Raw genomic sequence first — 24,130 nt, 5'->3', positions numbered from 1 at the left:
ATTATGGGGAAAGAGGGAATAATCATGTCAATTAAAAGAAAGGCACTTTTAATTCAAGGCGCTTTTGGTGCAGTTATACTAACCCTTCTAATGCAGCCTATGGGAGCTTTTGGGTTTGCAAATTATAATTGGATGTTATTTGTTGTATTACTTTTATTCTTTGCAATGGGTGCAGATTTTAAAAAGATACCATCTATGATAGTGTGCTACCCTATAGGAATTTTGTGGGCAATGCTTAATGGTGTATTAATTGGAGCATTAAAAGACTTGCCACCATGGACTAGTGGTGTAGGATTGACAATTGTTGTAATATTCTCTATATTAACTGTCCATGAAAATTTATTGAGAGATACTATATTCGCAAATATACCAGCATTATTTTTAGGACTTGCAGAAACATTTTTTATATTTTCAATTCATCCAGCTAATGCGCCAGCAATAACACCATTTCATTTATTTGGATTCTTTCTTTATGGAATGATAATGTCAGTAGTATTAGTAGCTGGTGGTGGTGCACTTTGCAATATATTTCTTGGTAAAGAGTGGCCTAAATACGTATTTGGTGGACAAGAGGAAAAACAACAAACTGTATAATTTAAAATTTGTAAAATAATTATACAGATTAAGATAGAGTAAAAGAATTTGTAAAAATCTATATACTAACTAATTATATTTGGAGGTTAAAAATGAAAATTTTAGGTATTTCAGGTGGAACAAAGAATGGTCATAATGATGCTATGTGCAAAGAAGCTCTTATGGGTGCAAAAGAGGCAGGCGCAGAAGTTGAATTTATCCGTCTTATGGATTTAGATATAAAACATTGTACTGGATGTACAGCTTGTGTTCAAACACTTATGTCAGGAAAAGGAAATATGTGTGTTTTAAAAGATGACTTTGATTGGCTGCTTGACAAAATGTTAGATGCAGATGGAATAGTTGTGGCACTTCCAATCTTTGAAAAAGGTGTGCCTGGAATTTTCCAAACAATCACAGATCGTTTTGGACCAAGAATGGATAGAGGAAATAATGTAATAGCAGCTAAAATTGCTGAAGAAAAAGGTGGAAAAGCTCCAGATCCAAGAATATTAAAGGATAAGGTTATTTCCTACATGGGAATTGGTGGTTCTGATTGGACTACAAAGTTCCAATGTACCGCAGCAATGCAGGCTTTAACTCCTATGTGGAAGGTTATTAATAATGAAACATTCCCATGGTCTTCTGGTATTATCATAGAAGATGAAAGGGTTGCAAGAGTTCATCAAATAGGAGTTAATATTGCAAATGCAGCAAAGGATATTTCAAATGCTTCATATAAAGGAGAAGAGGGCGTTTGTCCACATTGTCATTCTAGAAACTTCTTCTTAGATAGAGAATCTACACATGCTATTTGCGAATTATGTGGTATTGAAGGTGACATTAAAATTGTAGATGGTAAAGTAAAATTTGAATTCCCAAAAGAACAATTAGAACATGCACATGATACTTTATCTGGAAAATTCAAGCATGGTGATGATATTGGAAAGACTATATCTACAATTGCGGATATGAAAAAAACTGATAAGTATAAACAACGCTTGGAAAGCTATAAGAACTTTATTACAGGAATAATGCCAGAAAAGTAAAAGTCAAATACTTAAAAGTATTATGGATTCACATAAAAAGTTTAGTTTTATTAAAAAATTTTAGTCTAAAAGAAGGCTGTTACAATAATTAGTGTAACAGCCTATTAAATTATTAAATTTTAGGAAGAGGTATATTATATGAACGAAAAAAAATTAAATGTTTTAACATTAGCTTTAGGAATAGCACTGCTGCCTCCAATATGGGCAGTGATAAGTCCTTATTTGGGTGTTACTACAGGTGCTGTAGCATTGATTTGTGCTGGAATCTTTGTTGCAAATGGAAATAAAGTAGAAGATGGTGTTAAGATATCTATAGGTTTCTTACTAGGAGATTTATGGGGATGCATAGCACTAGAAGCAATGGATATGGTAAAATTAAATCAAAATATAGAACTTTTTTGCGCTTTATTTATTTTAGGAGGTTTAGCAGTAATTATTTCAAGCACTAAACTAGAGAAGATAATATTTTTGCCAGCATGGTTAGCTGGATGGGCAATAACCTTATTGATTATGGCACCATTAAATATGAATTGGGGTACTTTACCTATACAAATAGGGGTATCAATGCTAATGGGTGTATGGTATGTAGGCGTAGGAGTATTAAAGTTTCAGAATTTACTAATTACAATTATAAAAAATAATTCAATAAGATGAGAAGTTTAAATGAATTTGCAGCTTTAATTTTAAATGTTTTGTCTTGTATTTAGTAATTTTTAAGGAGAATGTGTATGATAAAAAAAATAGGATTTATTGCCTCGGATGAAAAATTAAAGGATATTGTTGTACATTTATTTAGAAAAGAAGTTGAACAAGGCGAAATAATTATAGATATATTAGATCCTGATAATATGAAAGCACAAGGAAAGATGCTGGAGAATAGGGGAGCAAGTGCTATTATAGCAAGAAGTGGAGGATATCGTCATACTGTAGGTACGGTAAATGTACCAGTTATAAATTTAAAAATAAGTACGTTAGATATTTTATATGCAATAAAGAAGGCTGGTAAATATAAGAAAGATATAGTTATTGTCATATCAGATTTAGAGTACTTTAGTTATGATGATTGGAAGGATGTTATTCATGAGAAGGTTATAATTGAAAAATTTGAAGATAAGGATAGTATAGAGTGCATAATTAATAAATATAAGGAAATAGGAGATAAGGTTGTAGTAGTAGGTGGTGGTATTCCTTGCATGTACGCTGAAAATTTAGGAATAGATAATGTTTCTATAGGTGCGAGCAATGAATCTATCTGTGATATATTTGAACATGCAAAACAGTTAGTAGATAGTTTGTATGAACAAAATTACAGAAATGAAGTATTAAATATGATTTTAGACGGTGTACATGATGCAGTTATTGCTATAGATAGGAATGGAAAAATTATATTATACAATGAAAGAGCACAGGAATTATTAAAAAAGTCTAGTACCAATGTCATGGATAAAAATATTGAAGAAGTTTGTCCAGAACTTACTTTTATGATGGATGTTTTAAAAAGTGGAGTTAATCAATATAATGAAATAAAAAATTTGCCTGAAATAGTAATTACAGCTAATACATCTGTGTTGAATATAGATGGACAAACTCATGGCGTTCTTTGCTCTTTTCAAGATATTACTAAGCTTCAAAATTTAGAAAAAAAGATAAGATATGAATTAAATAAAAAAGGTCTTGTTGCTAAGTATACATTTGAAAATATCATTGCCAATGATCCCATAATGAAAAATACGGTATCAAAAGCTATTAAAATAGGACTAGATGATAGCACCGTTATGATTTATGGTGAAAGTGGTACAGGTAAGGAAATGTTTGCTCAGAGCATTCATAACATAAGTAGCAGAAAAAAAGAACCTTTTGTAGCTATTAACTGTGCAGCAATTTCTGAAAGTCTTCTGGAAAGTGAGTTATTTGGATATGAAGAAGGAGCATTTACAGGTGCAAGAAAGGGCGGAAAACCAGGTTTATTTGAGCTTGCTCATGGAGGAACTATATTTTTAGATGAAATAAATAGTATGTCTTTGAATCTTCAAGCAAAGCTTTTGCGTGTCTTAGAAGAAAAAGAAGTAATGAGAATTGGATCAGATTATGTTATTCCTCTAGATGTAAGAATTATTGCAGCTGCCAATGAAAACTTAAAAGGAAAAATTAAAAATGGTACCTTTAGAAGTGATTTGTTTTATAGATTGAGTATTTTGGAACTGCATATACCACCTCTTAGAGAAAGAAAAGAAGATATAATTCCATTATTTATGCATTATATAACAACGTTGTCAAAAAAAGTGTGTGAGTTTAAGCTTGAAAGTAAAATTGAAAAAAAGATACTGAATTATTCATGGCCAGGAAATGTTAGAGAGTTAAGGAACGTTGTTCAAAGATATTTGATTTTTCAAGAAGTAGATTTAGATGAAAATGAAATGCTGGAAGATAACAATGAGTTAGATAACGATGAGAATTTATTAGATTTAAAGCAAATTAATAAGTATGTAGAAGAGAAGGTAATACAAATGTTGGAGAACAGTGGAATGTCAAAAAACGAAATTGCAAAAAAACTAGGTATAAGCAGAACAGCATTATGGAGAAAAGGTAAATGTTAACATAGCCAATGTAAATAAAATGAAACATGGTGTTAATTTACTGAAACAATAAAATAAAAACATTTACACAAAAACAGGCTTTAGGTCTGTTTTTTTATTTTGGCATGAAAATTGCTAATATAATAAGTATAATGAGAAGCAAAGCTTCACAAGTTAAGAACTAATGGATAAGAGTTAGTAGTGAAGGATGATTTTTAGCTATATAGGAGGAGTAAAATGGTATTTAAAAATTTTGAAGAATTAATTAAAAAAGTTCAAAATTCAGGATCAAAGAAAATAGCAGCAGTAGTGGCAGCTCAAGATGAACACACTTTACAAGCTGTATTTAAAGCTAGAAAAGATAATATAGCAGAACCTGTATTGATAGGAAATAAATCAAAAATAAAAGAAATATTAAGTAACTTAAAAGAAGATTTAGATGATAGTTCTATTATTGATGTAGAAGATGATGCTTCAGCAGCAGCAAAGGCAGTAGAACTTGTTAATAGCAATAAAGCAGACTTTATAATGAAGGGTAAAATTCAAACTGCTGACCTTTTAAAAGCAGTGGTAAATAAGGAACATGGACTTAGAACAGGAAAGGTTATGTCTCATTTTGTTATTAATGAAATACCTAATTATCACAAGTTAATAGTAACTACAGATGGTGGAATGATGATGTATCCAAATGTAGATGAGAAAAAGCAAATCATTGAAAATGCTGTTAATACACTTATAGATATGGGATATGAAAAACCAAAAGTTGCAGTTTTAGCAGCTGTTGAAAAGGTTAATCCTAAAATGCCTGAATCTGTTGATGCAGGTTTATTAAAGGAAATGAATCAAAAAGGAGAAATAAAAAACTGTATTGTTGAAGGTCCTATATCCTATGATTTAACTATGAGTAAGGAATCAGCAGAAATAAAAGGATACAGCAGTCCTGTAGTGGGAGACGCAGATGTTTTAATTGTTCCAAACATTACTGCAGGAAATATACTTGGAAAAGCTTTAGTTTTCTCTGCAGGTGGTAAGATGGCAGGTTTTATAGTTGGAGCTAAGGTTCCTATTGTTTTAACTTCAAGAGGAGCTTCAGCTGAAGAAAAATATCTATCATTAGTATTATCTGCATCAGCAGTTAAGTAATAAATTTAGAATAATTACTTACAAAAAGAAATAAGGAAAAATAATTAAGGGAGGCCGCTTATGAATATTGATTGCAAAAAGTTCACAATGAATAAATCGAATTTTATTTTCGTTGGTGAAGCCGGAAGCGGTAAAAGTGAGATTGCAATAAATTTTGCAAAATACCTTGTTGATCTCAATGAGAAACCAGTGCATTTTTTTGATATGGATATGACAAAACCAATGTTTAGGTCCAGAGATGTGAAGGCAGAGATTGAAGAAATGGGTATTATATTTTATCATGAAGAACAGTTCTTTGATGCACCAACAGTTGTAGGCGGCGTTAATCTTTTGCTCAAGGATGAAAATTGTTATGTAGTTGTGGATGTTGGCGGAAATGATATAGGTGCACGTGCCATAGGAGGATTTGCTCCTAAAGTAAATCAAGATAGTACACTTGTGTATTATGTTCTGAATGCATATAGACCATGGTCTGGTAATTTGAATCATATAGATGGAACTCTTTCATCCATATTGAAAATATCTCATATCAAATTAGATAAAGTACATATGATAAGTAATCCGAATAATGGGGTTTCCACAACAGTTGAAGAAGTATTAGAAGGAAACTTAAAAATGCTTGAAATGATAGGAGCTTTAATTAATATAGATTTTACCTGTGTCAATGAGACTTTATATGAGGAAGTAAAATCTAAGACAGATATTCCTTTGATGCCCATTCATTTATATTTAACATATCCGTGGAACCAATAATTATTGGCAAACCTTTGATTACAAAGGGATCAATTAGCTATGAACATTAATAGAAATGTTTAAATCATGTTTATTTTGAAAGGAGAATTTGATTAAAATGGCAAAAGTAGAGATTAGATCAGAAAGCTGTAAGAGCTGTCAATATTGTATTAAGTTTTGCCCTAAAGGTGTACTTGCTGTAGGACATGAAGTTAATTCAAAAGGCTATGAATATGTAGTGCCAGTTAATATGGATGCTTGTATAGGATGCTGCATGTGTGCAAGAATGTGTCCTGATGCTGCGATTGAAGTATATAAATAAAGGAGGAAGAGAAAAAATGTCTAGAATATTTATGAAAGGCTGTGAAGCTATTGCAGAAGCAGCTGTTAGAGCCGGATGTAGATTTTTTGCCGGATATCCTATCACACCACAAAATGAAATTCCAGAATATTTTGCAAGAAGATTGCCTGAAGTTGGAGGAAATTTTGTACAAGGAGAAAGCGAAGTTGCTTCTGTAAATATGGTTTACGGCGCTGCTTCAACAGGAACAAGAGCAATGACATCATCATCAAGCTGTGGTATATCACTAAAAAGTGAAGGTATTTCATACTGTGCATCAGCACGTATACCAATGGTGTATGCTAACATATCACGTGGAGGGCCTGGTGTAGGTTCTATCCAACCAGCTCAGCAAGATTACCTTCAAGCAACAAAAGCTTCAGGTAATGGTGGATTCCAAATGTTAGTATTTGCTCCATCTACAGTTCAGGAAGCTGTTGACATGACATATAAAGCATTTGATTATGCACAAAGAGACAGAAACCCTGTTTTAATTCTTTGTGATGGTGTTATTGGAACAATGATGGAACCAGTTGTGTTACCTGAGATGAAAACAGATGAAGAAGTTGCTGAATTAAAAGCATCTAACAAAGATTGGGCTTGTATTGGTCATAAATTAGACTACAAAAATAGAGCATGGATTCAACCAGGTCAATGGTTGACAAGCAAAATGCAGAGCGTAAATGAAGAAGCTGCTGCTTTATATGCCTCATGGGAAAAAGATGTACAAGTAGAAGAATATATGATAGAAGATGCAGAGATTGTTGTTGCAGCTTATGGTATTTCAGCTCGTGTATCAAAATCAGCTGTTGATATTCTTCGTAGGGAAGGTATCAAAGTTGGATTAATCAGACCAATTACAGTACATCCTTTCCCATATAAAGCCTTTGATAATATCAATTATGATGTGTGTAAAGCTGTTGTTGACGTTGAAATGTCTATTCCAGCACAGTTTTTACAGGATGTAGAAAAAGGCGTAAAAGAACGTTGTTCAATTGATACATGTTTATGCTCAGGTGGTAACATTATGAGTCGTGAAGCTATTATTAAAGCTATTAAAAAAATTAATGAAAACTAGGAGGGTATAGAAAATGGAAAAGATTTATTCAAGAACAAAAACAATCCAAGAAGATAAAGTTTCCGGTTTCTGCCCGGGATGTATGCATAGTACAGTTATCAAATTAATAGGCGAAGTTTTAGAAGAAATGAACATTGTTGAAAAAACTGCTTGTGTTCTTGGTATAGGATGCTGTGGACTTCATATGGACTATATTGCATATGACAATATAACTTCTCCTCACGGACGTGCCTGTGCAGTTGCAACAGGTATTAAAAGAGCAAACCCAGATACATTGGTTTTTACGTATCAGGGAGATGGTGACTTTGCTTCTATTGGACTTGCTGAATCAGTTTCAGCAGCAAACCGCGGCGAAAACATTACTGTTATTTTTATAAACAATGGTATTTATGGTATGACAGGAGGCCAGATGGCTCCTACTACATTAATGGGTATGAAAGCAAGTACAGCGCCTAAAGGACGTATAGCTGAGGAACATGGATATCCAATGCATATGTGTGAAATATTAAACCAGCTTACAGCTCCAGCATATTTAGAACGTACAAGCTGCAATACTCCACAAAATGTAATCAAAACTAAAAATGCAATAAGAAAAGCATTCGAGAATCAGTTGAATGGTAAAGGATTTTCAATGGTTGAAATTGTAACAAACTGCCCAACAAACTGGGGACTTGAACCACTGGATTCACTTAAATTCATTGAAGAAAAAATGCTTCCAGAATACCCATTGGGTGTAATAAGAGATAAATAGGAGGTTAAAGGTCTAAATGACCTTTAACGAGTAGTTTACGAGCGGGAGCGAGTAGGATTAACTACTCAGTGTTCCGACTAAAAGGAGGAAGAGATATGGAAACAAACTTGTGTGTTGCCGGATTCGGCGGACAGGGTGTCATGACACTTGGAAAATTTTTAGCATCTGCAACCTGTGATTCTACAGATAAAAACGTTACTTTCTTCCCATCATATGGAGCTGAGCAGCGTGGTGGTACAGCAAACTGTTTCGTTGTTATTTCAGACGAAATGATAGGAGCACCTTTAGGTGACGTTATGGATGATTTGATTGTTATGAACGAACCATCATTAGATAAATTTCTTGATACATTAAAAGAAGGCGGTAGACTTTTCATTAACAGCTCAATCGTTAAAAAAGACATTGCAAGAAAAGATATTAAAATAATTTCTGCACCTGTAACAGAGCTTGCCCTTGAGCTTGGAAACGCAAAAGTTCTTAATGTTATCATGCTTGGTGTATATGTAGGATTTACTGAAGTTATTTCTCCTGAAATTGTTTGGGAAACAATTGAACACAAACTTGGTAAAAAGCCAAAGTTACTTCCATTAAACAAACAAGCCTTTGAAAAAGGGCTTGAAATTGGAAGGTCTCAAAGATAAAAAGGCAGAGGTTTTTATTTTGCAAATACAATTTTAACTTAATGTAAGCACATTGCGACACAACTTTTTTGAGAGGACAGAGGACAATTGACAGAGGACAGTGAAGGATGATTTTTCTCCGCTTTGCTGCGAAAAATCTTTAATTAAATTTTTGAGAGCTCGTTTCACTAAAGTGAAACATTGCTGACTTGTATAAATTTAAAGCTTATTTTGCGTTAGCAAAACAAGTGTAAAAATAAATTAGTTTTCTGACGAAAGGAGGAAAACTCACCTTCATTGTCCTCTGTCCTTTGTCAAATGTCCTCTGAAAAGGTTGTGCCGCAATATTTTTAAATTGCGAAAGTTGAGTAATTAACTTAAAAACAGGAGGAATAGTAAATGAGTTATAAGATATTAGCAATTAACCCAGGATCTACTTCTACAAAAATAGCTTTATACGAAGATGAAAAAGAAATATTTTGCAAAACGTTAGAGCATCCAGTTGAACAAATTGAAAAATATGAGAATGTGGCAGATCAATTTGATATGAGAAAAGAAGTTGTTCTTTCATTTTTAAAGCAAAATGGATATGAAGTTAAAGAATTAGCTGCAGTTGTTGGAAGAGGTGGAATGGTTCCAAAAGTAAAATCTGGAGCTTATAAAGTTAATGAAACAATGGTAGATAGATTAAAAAATAATCCAGTAGTAGAACATGCTTCAAATTTAGGAGCTTTAATTGCTTATGAAATAGCAAATTCTATTGGAGTATCAGCCTATATATATGACTCTGTTAGAGTAGATGAATTAGAGGATATAGCTCGTATATCAGGTATGCCGGATATACCAAGAACAAGTACTAGTCATGCATTAAATACAAGGGCAATGGCAATGAAGGTTGCAAAAAAATATGGTAAAAAGTATTCAGATATGAACTTTATTGTAGCTCATCTAGGTGGAGGAATATCAGTAAATGTTCATAGAAAAGGACAAATGGTAGATATAATGGCAGATGACGAAGGACCATTTTCACCTGAAAGAGCTGGAAAAGTTCCTTGCAATGCACTTATAGATCTTTGCTATTCAGGAAAATTTGATAAAAAAACTACGAAGAAAAAATTAAGGGGAAATGGTGGATTAAAAGCTTATCTTAACACTGTTGATGCTAGAGAAGTTGAAAGAATGATTGAAAGTGGAGATGAAAAAGCAAAGCTTGTTTATGAAGCTATGGCTTATCAGGTTGCTAAGGGAATAGGAGAACTTGCAACAGTAGTAGAAGGTAAGGTTGATGCTATCGTTATTACAGGAGGTATAGCATATTCTGATATGATAACTAACTGGATTAAAAAGCGTGTAGAGTTTATTGCGCCTGTTGAGATTATGCCTGGTGAAAATGAAATGGAATCTTTGGCTTTGGGAACTCTTAGAGTGTTAAAGGGTGAAGAAGAAGCAAGAGAATATGTTGAATAATATGTTTTAGGAAATATTAAAAAGGAGGTACTTTTAATGAATGTTAAAGAAACTAAACTTGAAGATGTTTTAAAAAGTCGTGGTATTGACATGAAAAATGTTGATAATATTTCAGAAGCAGATATTCCAGAAGCAAAAGAAAGTACTCAAAAGCTTATGGATATTTATTATACTTTAAAAGTTACTGCAGATATGGAAGCTGCGTATTGGTATAACAGAACTTGGTGGGAAAATGATGGTGAAGTAATTGAAGTAAGAAGAGCTAAAGCTGTAGCAGCTTCTTTATCACACATGACACCTACAATTTTACCTTATGAGAAGCTTGTTATGAACAAGACAAAAAATGTTAGAGGTGCATTTCCTTTTCCTTGGGTTTGCGCAAGTTTCTTTAATGCTCAAGCAGAAGCTTTAATGAACGAAGTTGATGCTCCAGCAGAAAATGAAGCTGACTCAGTAAGTGTTGTTGGTGCTGGTGGAGGTAACGTTACTGAAAGTTATGGAAATGTTATCTCTGTTGCTAAAAAATTTGGTATGAGAAAGGAAGAAATTCCTGTTCTAGTTAAAACCTCAAAGCCTTGGGAAGGAATTTCAGTAGAAGAATTAAGTGATAAGTACTCAAAGATGACACCAGGATATGATCAGTTTAAAAATATCATGGAAAGCGTTATCTGTATGTTTGATTCGTTTGCAATTCCACAAGGACGTGAAGTAATTAACTATTATATGCCTTTGCAGTATGGTTTTGATGGAATTATCGAATTATGTGATGAAAAAATTGCTGAAGTTATGGGAGAAGCTGGTGACGACGGTGATTTTGGTATGAGTAGAGGTTATTACTATGCAGCAATGAAGGAAATTACTAAGGGGTTAAGTGCGTGGTGTGAAAACTATTCAAAGAGAGCAAAATATTTAGCTTCTATTGAAACAGATCCAGAAATTAAAGCTAACTATGAAAAAATTGAAGAAGTTATGGGAAACATTGCTCATAAGAAACCTGCAAATTTCTGGGAAGCACTTCAGATGACACTTTGCTGTCATTTAGGTGTTGTTAATGAAGATCCTCAATCTGGTCTTTCAATTGGCAGACTTGGACAAGTATTGCAGCCATTCTATGAAAAAGATGTTGAAGATGGTGTTATGGCAGATGAAGAAGTAATTGAACTTCTTGAGTTATACAGAATTAAAATTACTTGTATTGAATGTTTTGCATCAGCTGGTGTATCTGGCGGTGTTCTTTCTGGTAATACATTTAACAACCTTTCCTTAGGAGGACAGAATTATGATGGACTTTCAGCAGTTACTCCACTAGAATATTTAATTGTTGAAGCGGGTATGAGAAATCAAACTCCTCAACCTACGTTAAGTGTATTATACGATGAAAAAACACCAGAAGACTTCCTTATGAAGGCTGCTTCCTGTACAAAACTAGGGCTTGGATATCCTGCATGGATGAACAATCAAACAGGTATGAACTTTATGATGAGAAACTATGGACCAGAGGGAATGGATCTTCATGATGCAAGAGCATGGTGTCTTGGAGGATGTCTAGAATCTGCCCCTGGATGCTTTTTGCCACTTGAATATAATGGAAAAGTAACAATGATTCCAGGAGGTGCATCACCTACATGTGGTACAGGTGTTCATTTTATTGGTATGCCTAAAGTACTTGAACTTGTTTTAACAAACGGTTTAGATAAGAGAACAGGAAAACAAGTATACCCACCTCATAATAAGAAGCTTGATTCTTATGAAACAATGGTGAATCAATGGAAAGAATATATGGAGCTTACTACAGATGTTGTAAATAGATGTAACAATATTCAAATGGATATTTGGAGAAAATACAACATGCCAGCTGTTAATTCCTTGTTAAAACCTGATTGCTTTACAAAGGGGAAACACATTGGCACTATGGGAGCGAGATATAACTCATGTATTAATTTTGAATCTTGTGGTACTATTACTCTAATAAATTCATTGACTTCTATTAAGAAGAATGTCTTTGACGACAGTAAATTTACAATTGAAGAAATGACAGATGCAATGCTTAATAATTTTGGATTTAAGACTGCATATGAAACAGGAGTATTCTCACCTGACTTCAGAGAAAGTACAGATAAGAGCACTAAATATGAGAAAATATTCGCAGCATGTGTAAATGCACCAAAGTACGGTAATGCTGATAAGTATGCAGATGAAATTTTTAAGGCATATCATTACTATATTTATGATATGACACATAAATTCCGTTCATATTACGGCAAACCTTTATATTTGTGTCAGATTTCAGTATCAACACATGGACCTCAAGGCTTTGTAACCTTGGCTACAGCTGATGGAAGACTTGCAGGAACAACTTATTCAGATGGTTCTGTATCTGCAGCAGCAGGAACAGATAAAAATGGTATTTATGCTATATTTGAATCTGCAACAGTTTATGATCACTCAATGCATCAAAATGCACAGATGAATTTAAAATTACATCCAACAGCAGTTAAAGGTATCAGCGGAACAAGAAAACTTCTTGATCTTGTACGTGCTTACATGAGAAAAGGTGGATTCCATGTTCAGTTTAATGTTGTTGATTCTAAAACATTGAGAGATGCCCAGCTTACACCAGAGAAGTATAGAGAACTTATGGTTCGTGTAGCTGGATTTACTCAATACTGGTGTGAAATCGGTAAGCCTATTCAAGATGAAGTTATTTATAGAACTGAATATGATAAATAATAAGGTATACTAAAAAATGAATGGAGGTAATAGCAATGCGCCACTATGATTGTAAAAATTATATAAATTTAGATTGTGAAAAAGGTCTTTGTGCACTAACAAAGGGAATGGTTCCTATTGATGGTGAAGGAAGCGAGGCTTGCCCCAATTTCAAACCAGCTGAAAAATGCGGAAACTGCAAAAATTTTTGTAATCCAGATAAATACGGATTGGGAACATGTACAGGCTTAGAAAAAGAAAACTGGGCATATGCTACTTGTGGTGCTTCTGCATGTCCTGGTTATAAAGCAGAATAGGGTAATGATATGAAGGAAAAAGGTTTAATATTTGATATACAAAGCTTTTCTGTACATGATGGACCAGGTTGTAGAACTAGTGTATTTTTTACAGGGTGTCCACTTCAGTGTAAATGGTGTGCCAATCCAGAAAGTTGGATTAAGAAAAAACATATTATGGTTGCAGAAAATGTATGCAAGTGGAAAAATGGATGCCGAGCATGTATAAATGTATGTTCACATGATTCAATTAAATTCAGTGAGGATGGCAAGTTGGGAATATCCTGGGATACTTGTGAAGAATGTGAGACTTTTGATTGTGTTAATATCTGTCCCAATAATGCTTTAAAGCAGTGTGTTAAGGAATATACAGTAGATGAGCTTATGACAATTTTAAAACGTGATTTCAATAATTGGGGTTCTGATGGAGGAGTAACCTTTACAGGAGGAGATCCTCTAATGCATCATGAATTTTTAGTGGAAGTACTAAAAAAATGTTATGATAGCCAGATTCATAAAGCAATTGAAACCAGTGGATATGCAAAACAGGAAGTGTTTTTAGAAGTATTAAAGTACATTGATTTTGCATTTATTGATGTAAAAAATATGGACAGAGAAAAGCATAAGCAAGGAACTGGAGTTTATAATGATTTAATACTTTCGAATATTGAAGCACTTAAAAAGTCCAATTGGAAGGGAAGACTTGTTTTAAGACAACCTACTATAGCAGGATATAATGACAATGATGAAAATGCATACAAGCTAATTGAATTTATGAATAAAAATTCTCTATATGAGATCAACCTTTTGAAATTCCACAGATTGGGAGAAACAAAGTGGAATCAATTGGGGAAAGAATACGAATATAGTAAGCATGGAGATATGACAAATGAGAAGATGGAACATCTTCAACAGTTATATTTAGATAATAATATAGCTTGCTATATAGGTGATAATACGCCCTTTTAATCTTATATTTTAATAGAGCTGGAGATAAGGTAAGTATTCCTTTCTTCAGCTCAAATTAGTTAAGTACCTATCTTAAAAATATATTAGCTGTAAAGGTAATAAATATAAATAGACATTTTAATGATAATTTTGAATATAAAATATTTCACAAATCACAAAAACATTCGTAGTAAAGCATAATAAATCATCATACATTAAATTATATGTAAGTGTTACCATAGTTTTCAGGCTTAGATTTGCCTAAAAACATGGTAAAAGAAATAGATTTTTAATAGAAAATTATAATTAAGAAATGTAAAGAAAAAATTAAAAATGTGTTTAGTAAAATGAATAAGTTTAACAATAAAAAGAAATCACAATAATTATTTGTAAATAATGAAAATGTAATGGATACGGAAACTTAAGTTTTGTATTAGTATGAAACGATATCTAAAGCATCAATATATTCACATAATATTTTCTTTAGATCTAATATATCCTTCATTTCATAATATCCAGATTTTTTATATATATAATTTACTGCATTGATAGCCCCTAAAGAAAAAGCTTTTCTAGAAAAAGATTCATGACTTATTTCTATTTGGTCATATTCACCAACTATAAGGACCTTATGCTTTCCTACTATATTACCAGCACGTATAGCATCAATAGGAATAACTTTATTATTTACTCCTGCAACTTGAAGTCCATGTTTAATTTCATTTGATAATTTTAATGCAGTACCTGAAGGGGAATCTTTTTTATTTTTATGATGCATTTCCATAATCTGAAAATCATAGTTGTTTAATATAGTGGCGGCAATATTACTTAATAACATTATTACATTTACTCCTAGAGTAATATTTGGTGCATAAACTATACCGTTATTAAACTTATAAGCTATATTTTGAAGAGTAGTGATATTTTCTTCAGTAAAACCAGTGGTGCCAATGACCATGTTTACTTTCATTTTTGATAGTGTAACAGCATTTTTTATAGTTGCTGAAGGAGTTGAGAAATCTATAAATACGTCAGGCTTAGTTTTAAAAATCACGCTTTCTAATTCATTAGAAGTGCTTATTTTTACGTCTGTTTTACTATTTTCAAGTAAATCTCCTAAATTCATTCCTTTTTTTGTACTTTCGGGACTGCAAATTGCTGCTACAATTTGCATATTATTTTGTTCTAAAATTCCATTTGCGATATGTTGTCCTGTTTTACCTAAACCTATTAGGCCTACTTTAATCATGTTATTTCCCCCTTTTTTTACGCTTACGAGATTACCAAAACACCTAGAGATGAGAATATTAGATAAAATTCGCTTCTAAGTATTGATTTTCACGTTCTTTTTATAATACAGCGTCTATTTTAATATTATAGTAACAACTTCATTGTATCATACAAGTTGTTACTTGTCATTAATAGTTAATTATGTTTACATTTTATAAATAATTTTAATTGTTTATGCTTTACTGTAAAGTGATGTCAAAATGAAAGTATTAATTACTACAATAAGTTAAATTATGAGTAATTAAAATGTGAAAAAAGCTTAAATTAGTAGTATAAAGCTTTTTTTAAAATTACTATTATGGTATTATATTTTATGGAATTATGCTGATTATGCATATATAAAAATGTTTTAATTTCAATTCAGTGATAAATTTTTATCGTTTTAAATGAAATTAAATTGTTAGTGTGTGAAATTACTAAATATTGATATTTTTCAATAAAATATTATTGGGAGGAGGATTTACTTTAAGGTATATTATATTTTAAAGTATAATTTAAAATGCCATCGAAATACGTAATAAAACCAGTTTATCAAAAAATAGCAATTGATATAGCCAATAGAATACTAGATGGTGATTTTTCTACAGGAGATAAACTCCATGGAAGATCATCACTTTCAAGCTATTATAATGTTTCGCCTGAAACTATTAGAAGAGCAGTCATTCTTTTAAATGACATGGATATAGTAGAAGTAATAAGAGGTAGTGGAATTATTATTAAATCAGTGGATAATTGCATAAAGTTTCTAGATAAATTTAAAGATATAGATTCTATAAATTTATCTAGAAAAGAGATATTGGATTTAATAAATGAAAAAAAGTTATTAGAGGAAAAAATTGAAGGGAAAATCGATGAACTTATAGATTATTCAAATAGATTTATTAATACCAATCCTTTTATGCCTTTTGAATTTAAAATATGTAAAGGACTTAGCATTATAGGAAAGACTATATCCGAAAGTAAATTTTGGCAAAATACAGGAGCTACTGTAGTAGGAATAAGAAGAAAAGGCAGTTTAATACTTTCACCAGGACCTAATGCTGCATTCAAAGAAGGAGATACTTTCTTAATAATAGGTGAAGAAAATGTTTATGGAAAAATTAAAAAATTTATTTATGAAGATAATAAATAATTGAGAATAATACAATAAAATTTAAAAATAAAAGTTGACAATCTATATTTGTGTTGTTATAATTTAAAACATAAATTGAATATAAATTTCGCACTTATCAAGAGTGGTGGAGGGACTGGCCCGATGAAACCCAGCAACCAGTATCATATTTTTATGGTATATTGGTGCTAACTCCTGCGGCGCAAGCTGAGAGATGAGAGGTTAAATTAAGAGTAATAGCTCGAGGTTTTTCCTCGGGCTTTAATTTTTGTCTTAAGAAGGTTATATGGGACATATAGTTTTTGTAACTACTGCGATTTAACTAATCACAGTTATAACGAATTAAAGTGATAAATTTATAGAAGAAAGGAAATGGCCAATGATTAAATTAGTAAATGTAAATAAAAGTTTTTCTGGCAACCAAGTGCTTAAAAATATAAATTTGCATGTAAAAAAAGGTGACATTGTAGGTATTGTAGGACATAGTGGAGCTGGAAAGTCTACACTTTTAAGATGTTTGAATGCTTTGGAAACTTATGATAGTGGAAGTGTAACTATTATGGGGAATGAATTAAAAGAATTAAGTGAAAAAGAAGTAAAGACTATGAGAAAAAAGTTAGGTATGATATTTCAGAATTTCAACCTGCTAAATAGAAAAAATGTATTTGATAATATAGCACTTCCTTTAGAAGTATGGAATTTTGATAAAGCTTACATAGAAAAAAAAGTAACCAATTTAGTTAAGTTAGTAGGACTTGAAGATAAAATTCACAGTATGCCTAAAGATTTAAGTGGTGGACAAAAACAAAGAGTTGGTATAGCAAGGGCGTTAGCTTTAGATCCAGAAATACTATTATGTGATGAAGCTACATCAGCATTAGATCCTAATACTACAAAATCCATATTAGAACTTATAAAGAAAATAAATGAAGAATTAAATATTACAGTGGTTTTAGTTACACATCAAATGGAAGTAGTTAAAGAAATATGTAATAGGGTTGCACTTATGGAAAAGGGAGAAATAAAAGGTGAAGGTACTGTAGAAGAGTTGTTCTTAAAACCAGATAAAGATTTACAGAAGCTATTAGGTGAAAATGAAGTGCTTCCTGAAAGTGGAGTGAATATAAAAATATTTTTCCCAAAAGAGTACAGCCAGCAGTGTATTATAACTTCAATAGCTAGAGAGCTTGATATAGATTTTTCTATAGTATGGGGAAAGCTTGAAAAGTTCAGAGACAATGTTTTAGGATCACTTGTTATAAATACAAATGAACAGTATAAAGAAAATATATGCAAATTTTTAGATTCAAAGTCTATAATTTGGGAGGTGATTGAAAATGATGATTAATGAAATATTACTTCCAGCATTATTGGAAACAGTACAAATGGTTTTAATATCTACTTTTTTAGCAGTGGCTATAGGATTTATACCAGCAATTATACTTGTATTAACAGATGAAGGTGGATTGAAACCTAATAAAGTTGTATATAAGACATTAGATTTTATAATAAATACTTTACGTTCCTTCCCATTTTTGATATTGATGATTTCTATATTTCCACTGACAAAATTAATAGTTGGGACAAGTATAGGAACAAATGCAGCTATAGTTCCTTTGACAATAGCAGCAGCACCGTTTGCAGCTAGAGTAATAGAATCTTCCATGAAAGAAGTAGACAATGGTGTAATAGAAGCAGCAAAATCCTTTGGGTCAAGTAACTGGCAAATAATATATAAAGTTATATTAAAGGAAGCATTTCCTTCTATAATATTAGGAATAACTTTAACAGTTATTAGTGTAGTTGGTTACTCTGCTATGGCAGGAGCTATTGGTGGAGGTGGCCTCGGAAATGTAGCTATTAACTATGGATACTATAGATTTAAAACAGATATAATGATTTACACTGTTGTAATCTTAATAGTACTTGTTCAGGTTTTTCAAAGTTTAGGTACATTTATTTATAGAAAATTAAGTAAATAACATTATTTTAAATAACAAAATAAAAATATAATTAAGCGGGGGTAATAAAAATGAAAAAGAAAAAAATAATATCTTTAATACTATCATCACTTGTTGTTTTATCATTAGCAGGCTGTGGTGCTAAAAGTGGAGATGCTTCAAGCAGCACAAGCAAGGATAAAAAAGTAATAAAAGTAGGTGCTACACCAGTGCCACATGCAGAAATATTAAAACAAGTAAAACCAATATTACAAAAAGAAGGTTATGATCTTCAAATTGTTGAATTTACAGACTATGTAACACCAAATACTTCTTTAAATGAAGGACAATTAGATGCAAATTTTTATCAACACATACCTTACTTAGAACAGTTTAATAAAGAAAAACATACTGAGTTATCTTATACTACAAAAGTTCATCTTGAACCAATGGGAGTATATTCAAATAAGGTTAAAAAGATAGCTGATATAAAAGATGGTGCAGAAATTGCTATACCTAATGATCCAACAAATGGATCTAGAGCTTTAAAAGTACTTCAAAATGCAGGACTTATTAAAGTAAAAGATGGTGAACTTATTTCAAAAGCAGATATAACTGAAAATAAGAAAAATATCAAAATAAAAGAATTAGATGCACCTCAACTTCCAAGAGTTTTAGGTGATGTAGATGCAGCTGTTATAAATGCAAATTATGCTCTTCAAGCAAATTTAAATCCTACAAAGGATGCTATTGCTATAGAACCAAAGGATTCACCATATGCTAATGTACTTGCAGTAAGAACTAAGGATAAGGATAAAGATTCTATAAAAGCTTTATCTAAAGCACTTAATTCACCAGAAATCAAAAAGTTCATAGAAGAAAAATATAAAGGAAGTATAATTCCATCATTTTAATATTTAGGTTTAGGGGGCTGATGCACTAATTAGTGTGTTAGCCTCTTTATTTATCCTTAAATTTATGTAAGAATATATTTTAGAGGTGAAACTATGTTTTCAGATATAAAGTTTAATAAAGAAGTACCTGTATATATACAAATTAAGGATTATATTAAGGAAATGATACTTGGAGGCATGCTCCAAAGTGGAGAAAAGCTGCCTTCTACAAGAGAAATGTCATCTATTATGAAAGTAAGTAGAAATACTATTATATATGCTTATGAATTTTTGGAGGATGAGGGATTTATATCTATTAAAAAAGGAAAAGGCGCATTTGTATGTGAAATTCATGTAGAAATGCAGGAAAAGTGGAATGTAAATTGGAACGCCTTGATAAATGATTATGCAAGAGCTTCTGAAAGCCTTGATATTGTAAAACATGAGGCTAAGTGGAAAAAAGGAATGATATCCTTTAAAAGCATAGCACCAGATGAAAATCTTTTTGATGTGGAAGAATTTAAAAAAGCTTTTTTAAATCGTATGTCTATAGAAGGTGAAAAAATATTAAATTATGGGTATGCTCAAGGTTATAGACCATTAATTAATTATCTTCTTAAATATATGAAAAATAAAGGAATTAACATAAAAGGCAAGGATATATTAATAACCAATGGTTTTACTGAAGGTTTTGATATAATATTATCGTCTCTTACAAAGACAAATGATAAAGTGCTTTGCGAAAATCCTACTCACAATACAGCAATAAAAATAATGAAGCTTCATGGATTAACTATTGAAGGCGTGGATATGGATATTGATGGGATAAGTATAAAAAAACTAGAGAAAAAACTTGAAAAAGATAAATTTGCACTTTCTTATTTTATTCCATCCTATCACAATCCTACAGGAATTGTAATGTCACCAGAAAAAAGAGTTAAGCTTTATAAATTGTTGAAAAAGTACAATATTCCAATAATAGAAGATGGATTTAATGAAGAACTTAGATATACAGGAGCACATGTTGCTCCAATAGCAGCATTGTGTGGAGAAGGAAATAGTGTAATATATATAGGAAGCTTTTCAAAAGTACTTTTTCCTGGTATAAGAATTGGATGGATTTTAGGTGATGAAAATATTATAGGATATTTAGAAAGTGTGAAAAGAAGTAGAAATATTCATACCTCATTTTTAGATCAAGCTGTGTTCTACGATTACTTACAGGGTGGAAATTTTGAAAAGTATATAAAAAAAGCTAGAAAAGTCTATAGAGAAAAATATGAATTTGCAATTGAATGTGCCAAAAAGTATATTTCATCAGGCCAGGTTATGGGAGAAGGAGGATTGCATATATTCATAAAAGTTAATGGAATCAACTCTAGAAAACTATTAGATAGATGTTGTAACAAGGGCGTTATATTTACACCAGGGGATATTTTTTATACAGATAATAAAGGCTCTGATACATTTAGATTAGGATTTTCTAGAGTAACAAAAGAGGAAATAAAAATAGGATTTAAAATAATTGGTAGTGAAGTTGAAAACTTAATGAAAGAAACTAGGGGGAAAGAAAATGTTTAGTAAAAATTATAGAATTAAAGAAGAAACAGATTGGGAAGGAAGAATTGATAGTGAAACTAATTTTGATGCATTTAGATGGCATCAATGGGTTAAATGTATTGATTTAAGGAAAGAAGATTTGGTTCCTTTTAATGGAAAGTTGGGTTTTGCTTTTATTGGTTTTTGTTGTGACGAAGGAATTAAACGAAATAAAGGCAGAGTTGGAGCTGTTAATGGACCTAAAAGCATTAGAAAAGAATTAAGTGGTTTGCCTTGTGATTTTGCAAAGGATGTTAAACTTTTCGATGCAGGGAATGTATTTTGTGATGGTATAAGTTTAGAGGAAAGTCAAAGTTTACTTTCGGAAGCAGTATCAAAAATATTATCTTTAAATCTTTTTCCTATAGTTTTAGGTGGAGGACACGAGGTTGCCTTTGGACATTATAATGGAATAGTAAACAGCTTATTAAAAAGTGAGAATAAACCTAATATAGGAATTATAAATTTTGATGCTCATTTTGATATTAGACCTTATGAAAATGGGGGAACTTCAGGAACTATGTTTAGGCAAATATCAGATATTTGTAAAGAAAAGGAATTAAAATATAATTATTTTTGTATTGGAATTCAAAAGCACAGTAATACTGTGGAATTATTTAAAACTGCAGATAAGCTTAATGTAAGCTATGTTTTGGCAAAGGATATTTCAGGAAACAATATTTTTGATCAGTTAGATAAGTTAGATAATTTTATGAAGGATCAAGAACACATTTATATAACTGTGTGTTCAGATGTATTTTCTTCTGCTTTTGCTCCAGGAGTAAGTGCATCACAGTCATTAGGATTAGATCCTGAAATAGTGTTAAAGTTCATTAAACATATTTTAAAATCCAATAAAGTAATAAGCTTTGATATAGCTGAAGTATCCCCAAGATTTGATCAAGATAATAACACTGCAAATTTAGCAGCAGTCATAATATTTTCAGTAGTTACAGCTTTAGCTAAGAATAATAATTTATCATACTATTAATGGTGGGGTAATAATATGATAAAATTTTACCTTGTAATTTGAGCATATTGCAACGTAAGCGAAGTAACTTTCAACTGTATTCCGGCTGATATATGCTGTGAAGGAAAACTCACCTATAACAATTCAATTAGATGCGTACACTTGAAGTGACTAGTTTGAATTTTAACTTTTATGCAGTGATATATGATAAGGGTGTCATCACATTAGCTAAATTGTTTTATTATTATTCTTAGCTCAAAATTTTTGAAAGTCTTAGAACTTTAGTCCTGTTTGAGGAAACCGAGTTTGACAAAGTTCTTAGGCTTTCAAAAATTTCGAGCTTTAGAATAATTAAAACATTTAGCCGTGATGACACCCTTATCATATATCACGGAATGAAAGTTAAAATTCAAACTTCCACTGCACCATTACGTCGCATAATTTTAATTATTTGCTCATTGCATAAATCTAACAATTACTTGAAGCTGCACTAAACTTTTTTATATAAAGTCTATAGCCTATTTCCTCAAATAAAGTAAATAAACTTGTAGTTATGAAGTATAATCCAAGTGCTATTGGAGCTTTTATAGTTATTAATATGCTGAATATACTAGTTATAATTAAATTTGTTTTAGAAAGTTTAACTTCCTTTAACACTTTGAAATAATCCAAATTAGTAATAAGCTGCGGGCATATAGAAATTAAACCATATATAATTGGAACGACATAGTAACTATCAGACAGTTTAATACTTGAAACCCAAGGTAGAATAATTGTGCCAACTTGTACTGGCATTTTCATCACTACATTATATAAAGTGAAAAGTATTGGCAGCTGTATAAAGGTAACTAGACATCCTAAAGTGCTCTTAGCAAGCTGCTGCTCATATTTAATAGTTTCTTCTTTAATTCTTTTCTCGTTATTTTTATACTTACTTTTTATATCTTGAATCTTTTGTGATATTCTTTGCTGATTATACATTTCAGATTTTTGTTTTATGGAAAATGGTATGAGTATTATCCTTACTAATATAGTTAAAAAAATTATGGAAATACCCCAATCTCCAGTGAAATTGAAAATACTACTTAATATTTGGTTGAAAAGGTTAAAAATAATGTTCATTAAAATCTCTCCTTGTTTATTAATTAAAAGATAAGTTTTAGTGAAACAATATTTTTAAAATGCACACAAAATCTCCAAATATTATATTTTTCAAAAGCTGAATAATCTTCTATATGTAGTTTTTCAATATATTTAACAGCTTTTGTATTAAGAGCTGAACAAATATCTATATAAATATGCTTTGTGTATTTTTTATAAGAGTATATTATATATGAGAATATACTTGAAATACAAATAAACAAAAATACAATTTGTATTAAGTTTAAAACATTTAATCTCATTGACACTATCTCCTTAAATGGTATTGTTAACTATTTGCATTATATCATTGAAATTTTAATAAAGCAAGCATATTTGTTAAAATTTTACTTAAAAGTTTTAGTAGTATGTGATACAAGGTATAGTAGTGGTAGTTTGAATATTAGAGATTATTAATGAATATTAAAATGAGTACCTTTTTTAGTAAAACAATACGAATGAAAATTAGAGGGTATTATTATACTTTTGTAGAAGTTTAATATAAAGGGAGATGATATTATGGCATCATTAGAAATGAGAGGTTCTTTTGATTTAAATACAGAAACAATAGACAAGCAAGTAACAAAAAATTCACCTGGGAATTATGCTTTAGGACATATTAATAAAGAGAATAATCATTTTATAGTTGAATATGTTGGAAGAGCTGACTCTGATTTGAATGGAAGACTTAAACAACATGTTGGAGAGAAGTATAAAAAATTTAAATATAGCTATGCTGACTCACCTAAAGCAGCGTTTCAAGAAGAATGTAGAGATTATCATGAGTTTGGTGAAAATCAGAAACTTGATAATAAAATTCATCCAGATAAATCAGAAGATACATTTTGGAAGTGCCCTTATTGTGATATATGTAATTAATAATATTGTGAAGAAGAACTCTTTTT

24 protein-coding genes and 1 riboswitch are annotated in these 24,130 nt (G+C 31.1%); of the genes, 21 read left to right on the top strand and 3 right to left on the bottom strand.

What is annotated here, in order from left to right; genetic code table 11:
• The first annotated feature begins 24 nt into the window (after nt 1-24).
• From Ccar_RS15645 to hpdA, 14 genes are all read left to right on the top strand, one after another.
• Complete coding sequence (locus tag Ccar_RS15645; protein ID WP_007061341.1) at nt 25-594, top strand: DUF1097 domain-containing protein; 570 nt, start codon at nt 25-27, stop codon at nt 592-594.
• Nucleotides 595-686: 92 nt separating this feature from the next.
• Nucleotides 687-1,622, top strand: coding sequence for an NAD(P)H-dependent oxidoreductase (locus Ccar_RS15640; RefSeq protein ID WP_007061342.1), 936 nt, complete (start codon nt 687-689; stop codon nt 1,620-1,622).
• Between the two features lie 138 nt (nt 1,623-1,760).
• A complete protein-coding gene (locus Ccar_RS15635) occupies nt 1,761-2,276 on the top strand; it encodes a DUF1097 domain-containing protein (RefSeq protein ID WP_007061343.1) in 516 nt (171 codons plus the stop codon).
• A 74-nt stretch (nt 2,277-2,350) separates the two neighbouring features.
• Nucleotides 2,351-4,219: a sigma 54-interacting transcriptional regulator gene (locus Ccar_RS15630; RefSeq protein ID WP_048030136.1), complete on the top strand. Its 1,869-nt coding sequence runs from the start codon at nt 2,351-2,353 to the stop codon at nt 4,217-4,219.
• Between the two features lie 216 nt (nt 4,220-4,435).
• Entirely contained in the window at nt 4,436-5,341 is a 906-nt protein-coding gene (locus tag Ccar_RS15625; protein ID WP_007061346.1) for a bifunctional enoyl-CoA hydratase/phosphate acetyltransferase, read from the top strand.
• A gap of 60 nt (nt 5,342-5,401) precedes the next feature.
• On the top strand, nt 5,402-6,094 hold the full coding sequence (locus Ccar_RS15620; protein ID WP_007061347.1) for an ATP-binding protein: 693 nt from the start codon (nt 5,402-5,404) through the stop codon (nt 6,092-6,094).
• A gap of 97 nt (nt 6,095-6,191) precedes the next feature.
• Nucleotides 6,192-6,395 (top strand): 4Fe-4S binding protein, encoded by a 204-nt coding sequence (locus Ccar_RS15615; protein ID WP_007061348.1) that lies wholly within the window; start codon nt 6,192-6,194, stop codon nt 6,393-6,395.
• Between the two features lie 16 nt (nt 6,396-6,411).
• A complete protein-coding gene (gene vorB / locus Ccar_RS15610; protein WP_007061349.1) occupies nt 6,412-7,491 on the top strand; it encodes a 3-methyl-2-oxobutanoate dehydrogenase subunit VorB in 1,080 nt (359 codons plus the stop codon).
• 13 nt (nt 7,492-7,504) lie between these two features.
• Nucleotides 7,505-8,242: a thiamine pyrophosphate-dependent enzyme gene (locus Ccar_RS15605; RefSeq protein WP_007061350.1), complete on the top strand. Its 738-nt coding sequence runs from the start codon at nt 7,505-7,507 to the stop codon at nt 8,240-8,242.
• Between the two features lie 68 nt (nt 8,243-8,310).
• Complete coding sequence (locus Ccar_RS15600; RefSeq protein WP_242655093.1) at nt 8,311-8,883, top strand: 2-oxoacid:acceptor oxidoreductase family protein; 573 nt, start codon at nt 8,311-8,313, stop codon at nt 8,881-8,883.
• Between the two features lie 378 nt (nt 8,884-9,261).
• Nucleotides 9,262-10,329 (top strand): butyrate kinase, encoded by a 1,068-nt coding sequence (buk, locus tag Ccar_RS15595; protein WP_007061352.1) that lies wholly within the window; start codon nt 9,262-9,264, stop codon nt 10,327-10,329.
• A gap of 36 nt (nt 10,330-10,365) precedes the next feature.
• Entirely contained in the window at nt 10,366-13,059 is a 2,694-nt protein-coding gene (gene hpdB / locus Ccar_RS15590) for a 4-hydroxyphenylacetate decarboxylase large subunit (RefSeq protein WP_007061353.1), read from the top strand.
• Nucleotides 13,060-13,094: 35 nt separating this feature from the next.
• Complete coding sequence (gene hpdC, locus Ccar_RS15585) at nt 13,095-13,355, top strand: 4-hydroxyphenylacetate decarboxylase small subunit (protein ID WP_007061354.1); 261 nt, start codon at nt 13,095-13,097, stop codon at nt 13,353-13,355.
• Between the two features lie 9 nt (nt 13,356-13,364).
• A complete protein-coding gene (hpdA, locus tag Ccar_RS15580) occupies nt 13,365-14,303 on the top strand; it encodes a 4-hydroxyphenylacetate decarboxylase activase (RefSeq protein WP_007061355.1) in 939 nt (312 codons plus the stop codon).
• 412 nt (nt 14,304-14,715) lie between these two features.
• Here hpdA and dapB read toward each other — a convergent pair whose 3' ends face one another.
• Nucleotides 14,716-15,531 (bottom strand): 4-hydroxy-tetrahydrodipicolinate reductase, encoded by an 816-nt coding sequence (dapB, locus tag Ccar_RS15575; RefSeq protein ID WP_007061356.1) that lies wholly within the window; start codon nt 15,529-15,531, stop codon nt 14,716-14,718.
• Nucleotides 15,532-16,071: 540 nt separating this feature from the next.
• Here dapB and Ccar_RS15570 point away from each other — a divergent pair.
• From Ccar_RS15570 to hutG, 6 genes are all read left to right on the top strand, one after another.
• Nucleotides 16,072-16,704, top strand: coding sequence for a GntR family transcriptional regulator (locus Ccar_RS15570; RefSeq protein ID WP_007061357.1), 633 nt, complete (start codon nt 16,072-16,074; stop codon nt 16,702-16,704).
• Nucleotides 16,705-16,795: 91 nt separating this feature from the next.
• Nucleotides 16,796-16,904, top strand: a riboswitch (SAM riboswitch).
• Between the two features lie 158 nt (nt 16,905-17,062).
• Nucleotides 17,063-18,031 carry a methionine ABC transporter ATP-binding protein gene (locus Ccar_RS15565; RefSeq protein WP_007061358.1) on the top strand — a complete coding sequence of 323 codons (969 nt, stop codon included), beginning with the start codon at nt 17,063-17,065 and terminating at the stop codon, nt 18,029-18,031.
• The gene (locus Ccar_RS15560) at nt 18,024-18,665 is read left to right on the top strand and encodes a methionine ABC transporter permease (protein ID WP_085952296.1); all 642 of its coding nucleotides are present in this window, start codon (nt 18,024-18,026) and stop codon (nt 18,663-18,665) included. The genes Ccar_RS15565 and Ccar_RS15560 overlap by 8 nt, the downstream gene beginning before the upstream one ends.
• A 50-nt stretch (nt 18,666-18,715) precedes the next feature.
• Nucleotides 18,716-19,537 (top strand): MetQ/NlpA family ABC transporter substrate-binding protein, encoded by an 822-nt coding sequence (locus Ccar_RS15555; RefSeq protein WP_007061360.1) that lies wholly within the window; start codon nt 18,716-18,718, stop codon nt 19,535-19,537.
• A 93-nt stretch (nt 19,538-19,630) separates the two neighbouring features.
• The gene (gene pdxR / locus Ccar_RS15550) at nt 19,631-21,097 is read left to right on the top strand and encodes a MocR-like pyridoxine biosynthesis transcription factor PdxR (RefSeq protein ID WP_007061361.1); all 1,467 of its coding nucleotides are present in this window, start codon (nt 19,631-19,633) and stop codon (nt 21,095-21,097) included.
• Nucleotides 21,090-22,106: a formimidoylglutamase gene (gene hutG, locus Ccar_RS15545; protein ID WP_007061362.1), complete on the top strand. Its 1,017-nt coding sequence runs from the start codon at nt 21,090-21,092 to the stop codon at nt 22,104-22,106. Before pdxR ends, hutG begins: the two co-directional genes overlap by 8 nt.
• A 447-nt stretch (nt 22,107-22,553) precedes the next feature.
• On the opposite strand, the gene Ccar_RS15540 is transcribed toward hutG, so the two are convergent.
• The gene (locus tag Ccar_RS15540) at nt 22,554-23,207 is read right to left on the bottom strand and encodes a YidC/Oxa1 family membrane protein insertase (RefSeq protein ID WP_007064183.1); all 654 of its coding nucleotides are present in this window, start codon (nt 23,205-23,207) and stop codon (nt 22,554-22,556) included.
• Nucleotides 23,208-23,230: 23 nt separating this feature from the next.
• On the bottom strand, nt 23,231-23,488 hold the full coding sequence (locus Ccar_RS15535; protein WP_007064182.1) for a hypothetical protein: 258 nt from the start codon (nt 23,486-23,488) through the stop codon (nt 23,231-23,233).
• A 256-nt stretch (nt 23,489-23,744) separates the two neighbouring features.
• Here Ccar_RS15535 and Ccar_RS15530 point away from each other — a divergent pair, with 256 nt between their 5' ends.
• Entirely contained in the window at nt 23,745-24,104 is a 360-nt protein-coding gene (locus Ccar_RS15530; protein ID WP_007064181.1) for a hypothetical protein, read from the top strand.
• The last annotated feature ends 26 nt before the right edge of the window (nt 24,105-24,130 follow it).

This window comes from Clostridium carboxidivorans P7 (assembly GCF_001038625.1).
GTDB lineage: Bacteria > Bacillota > Clostridia > Clostridiales > Clostridiaceae > Clostridium_AM > Clostridium_AM carboxidivorans.
The sequence above is the reverse complement of the archived record's forward strand: the minus strand, read 5'-3'. Positions and strand labels throughout refer to the sequence as shown.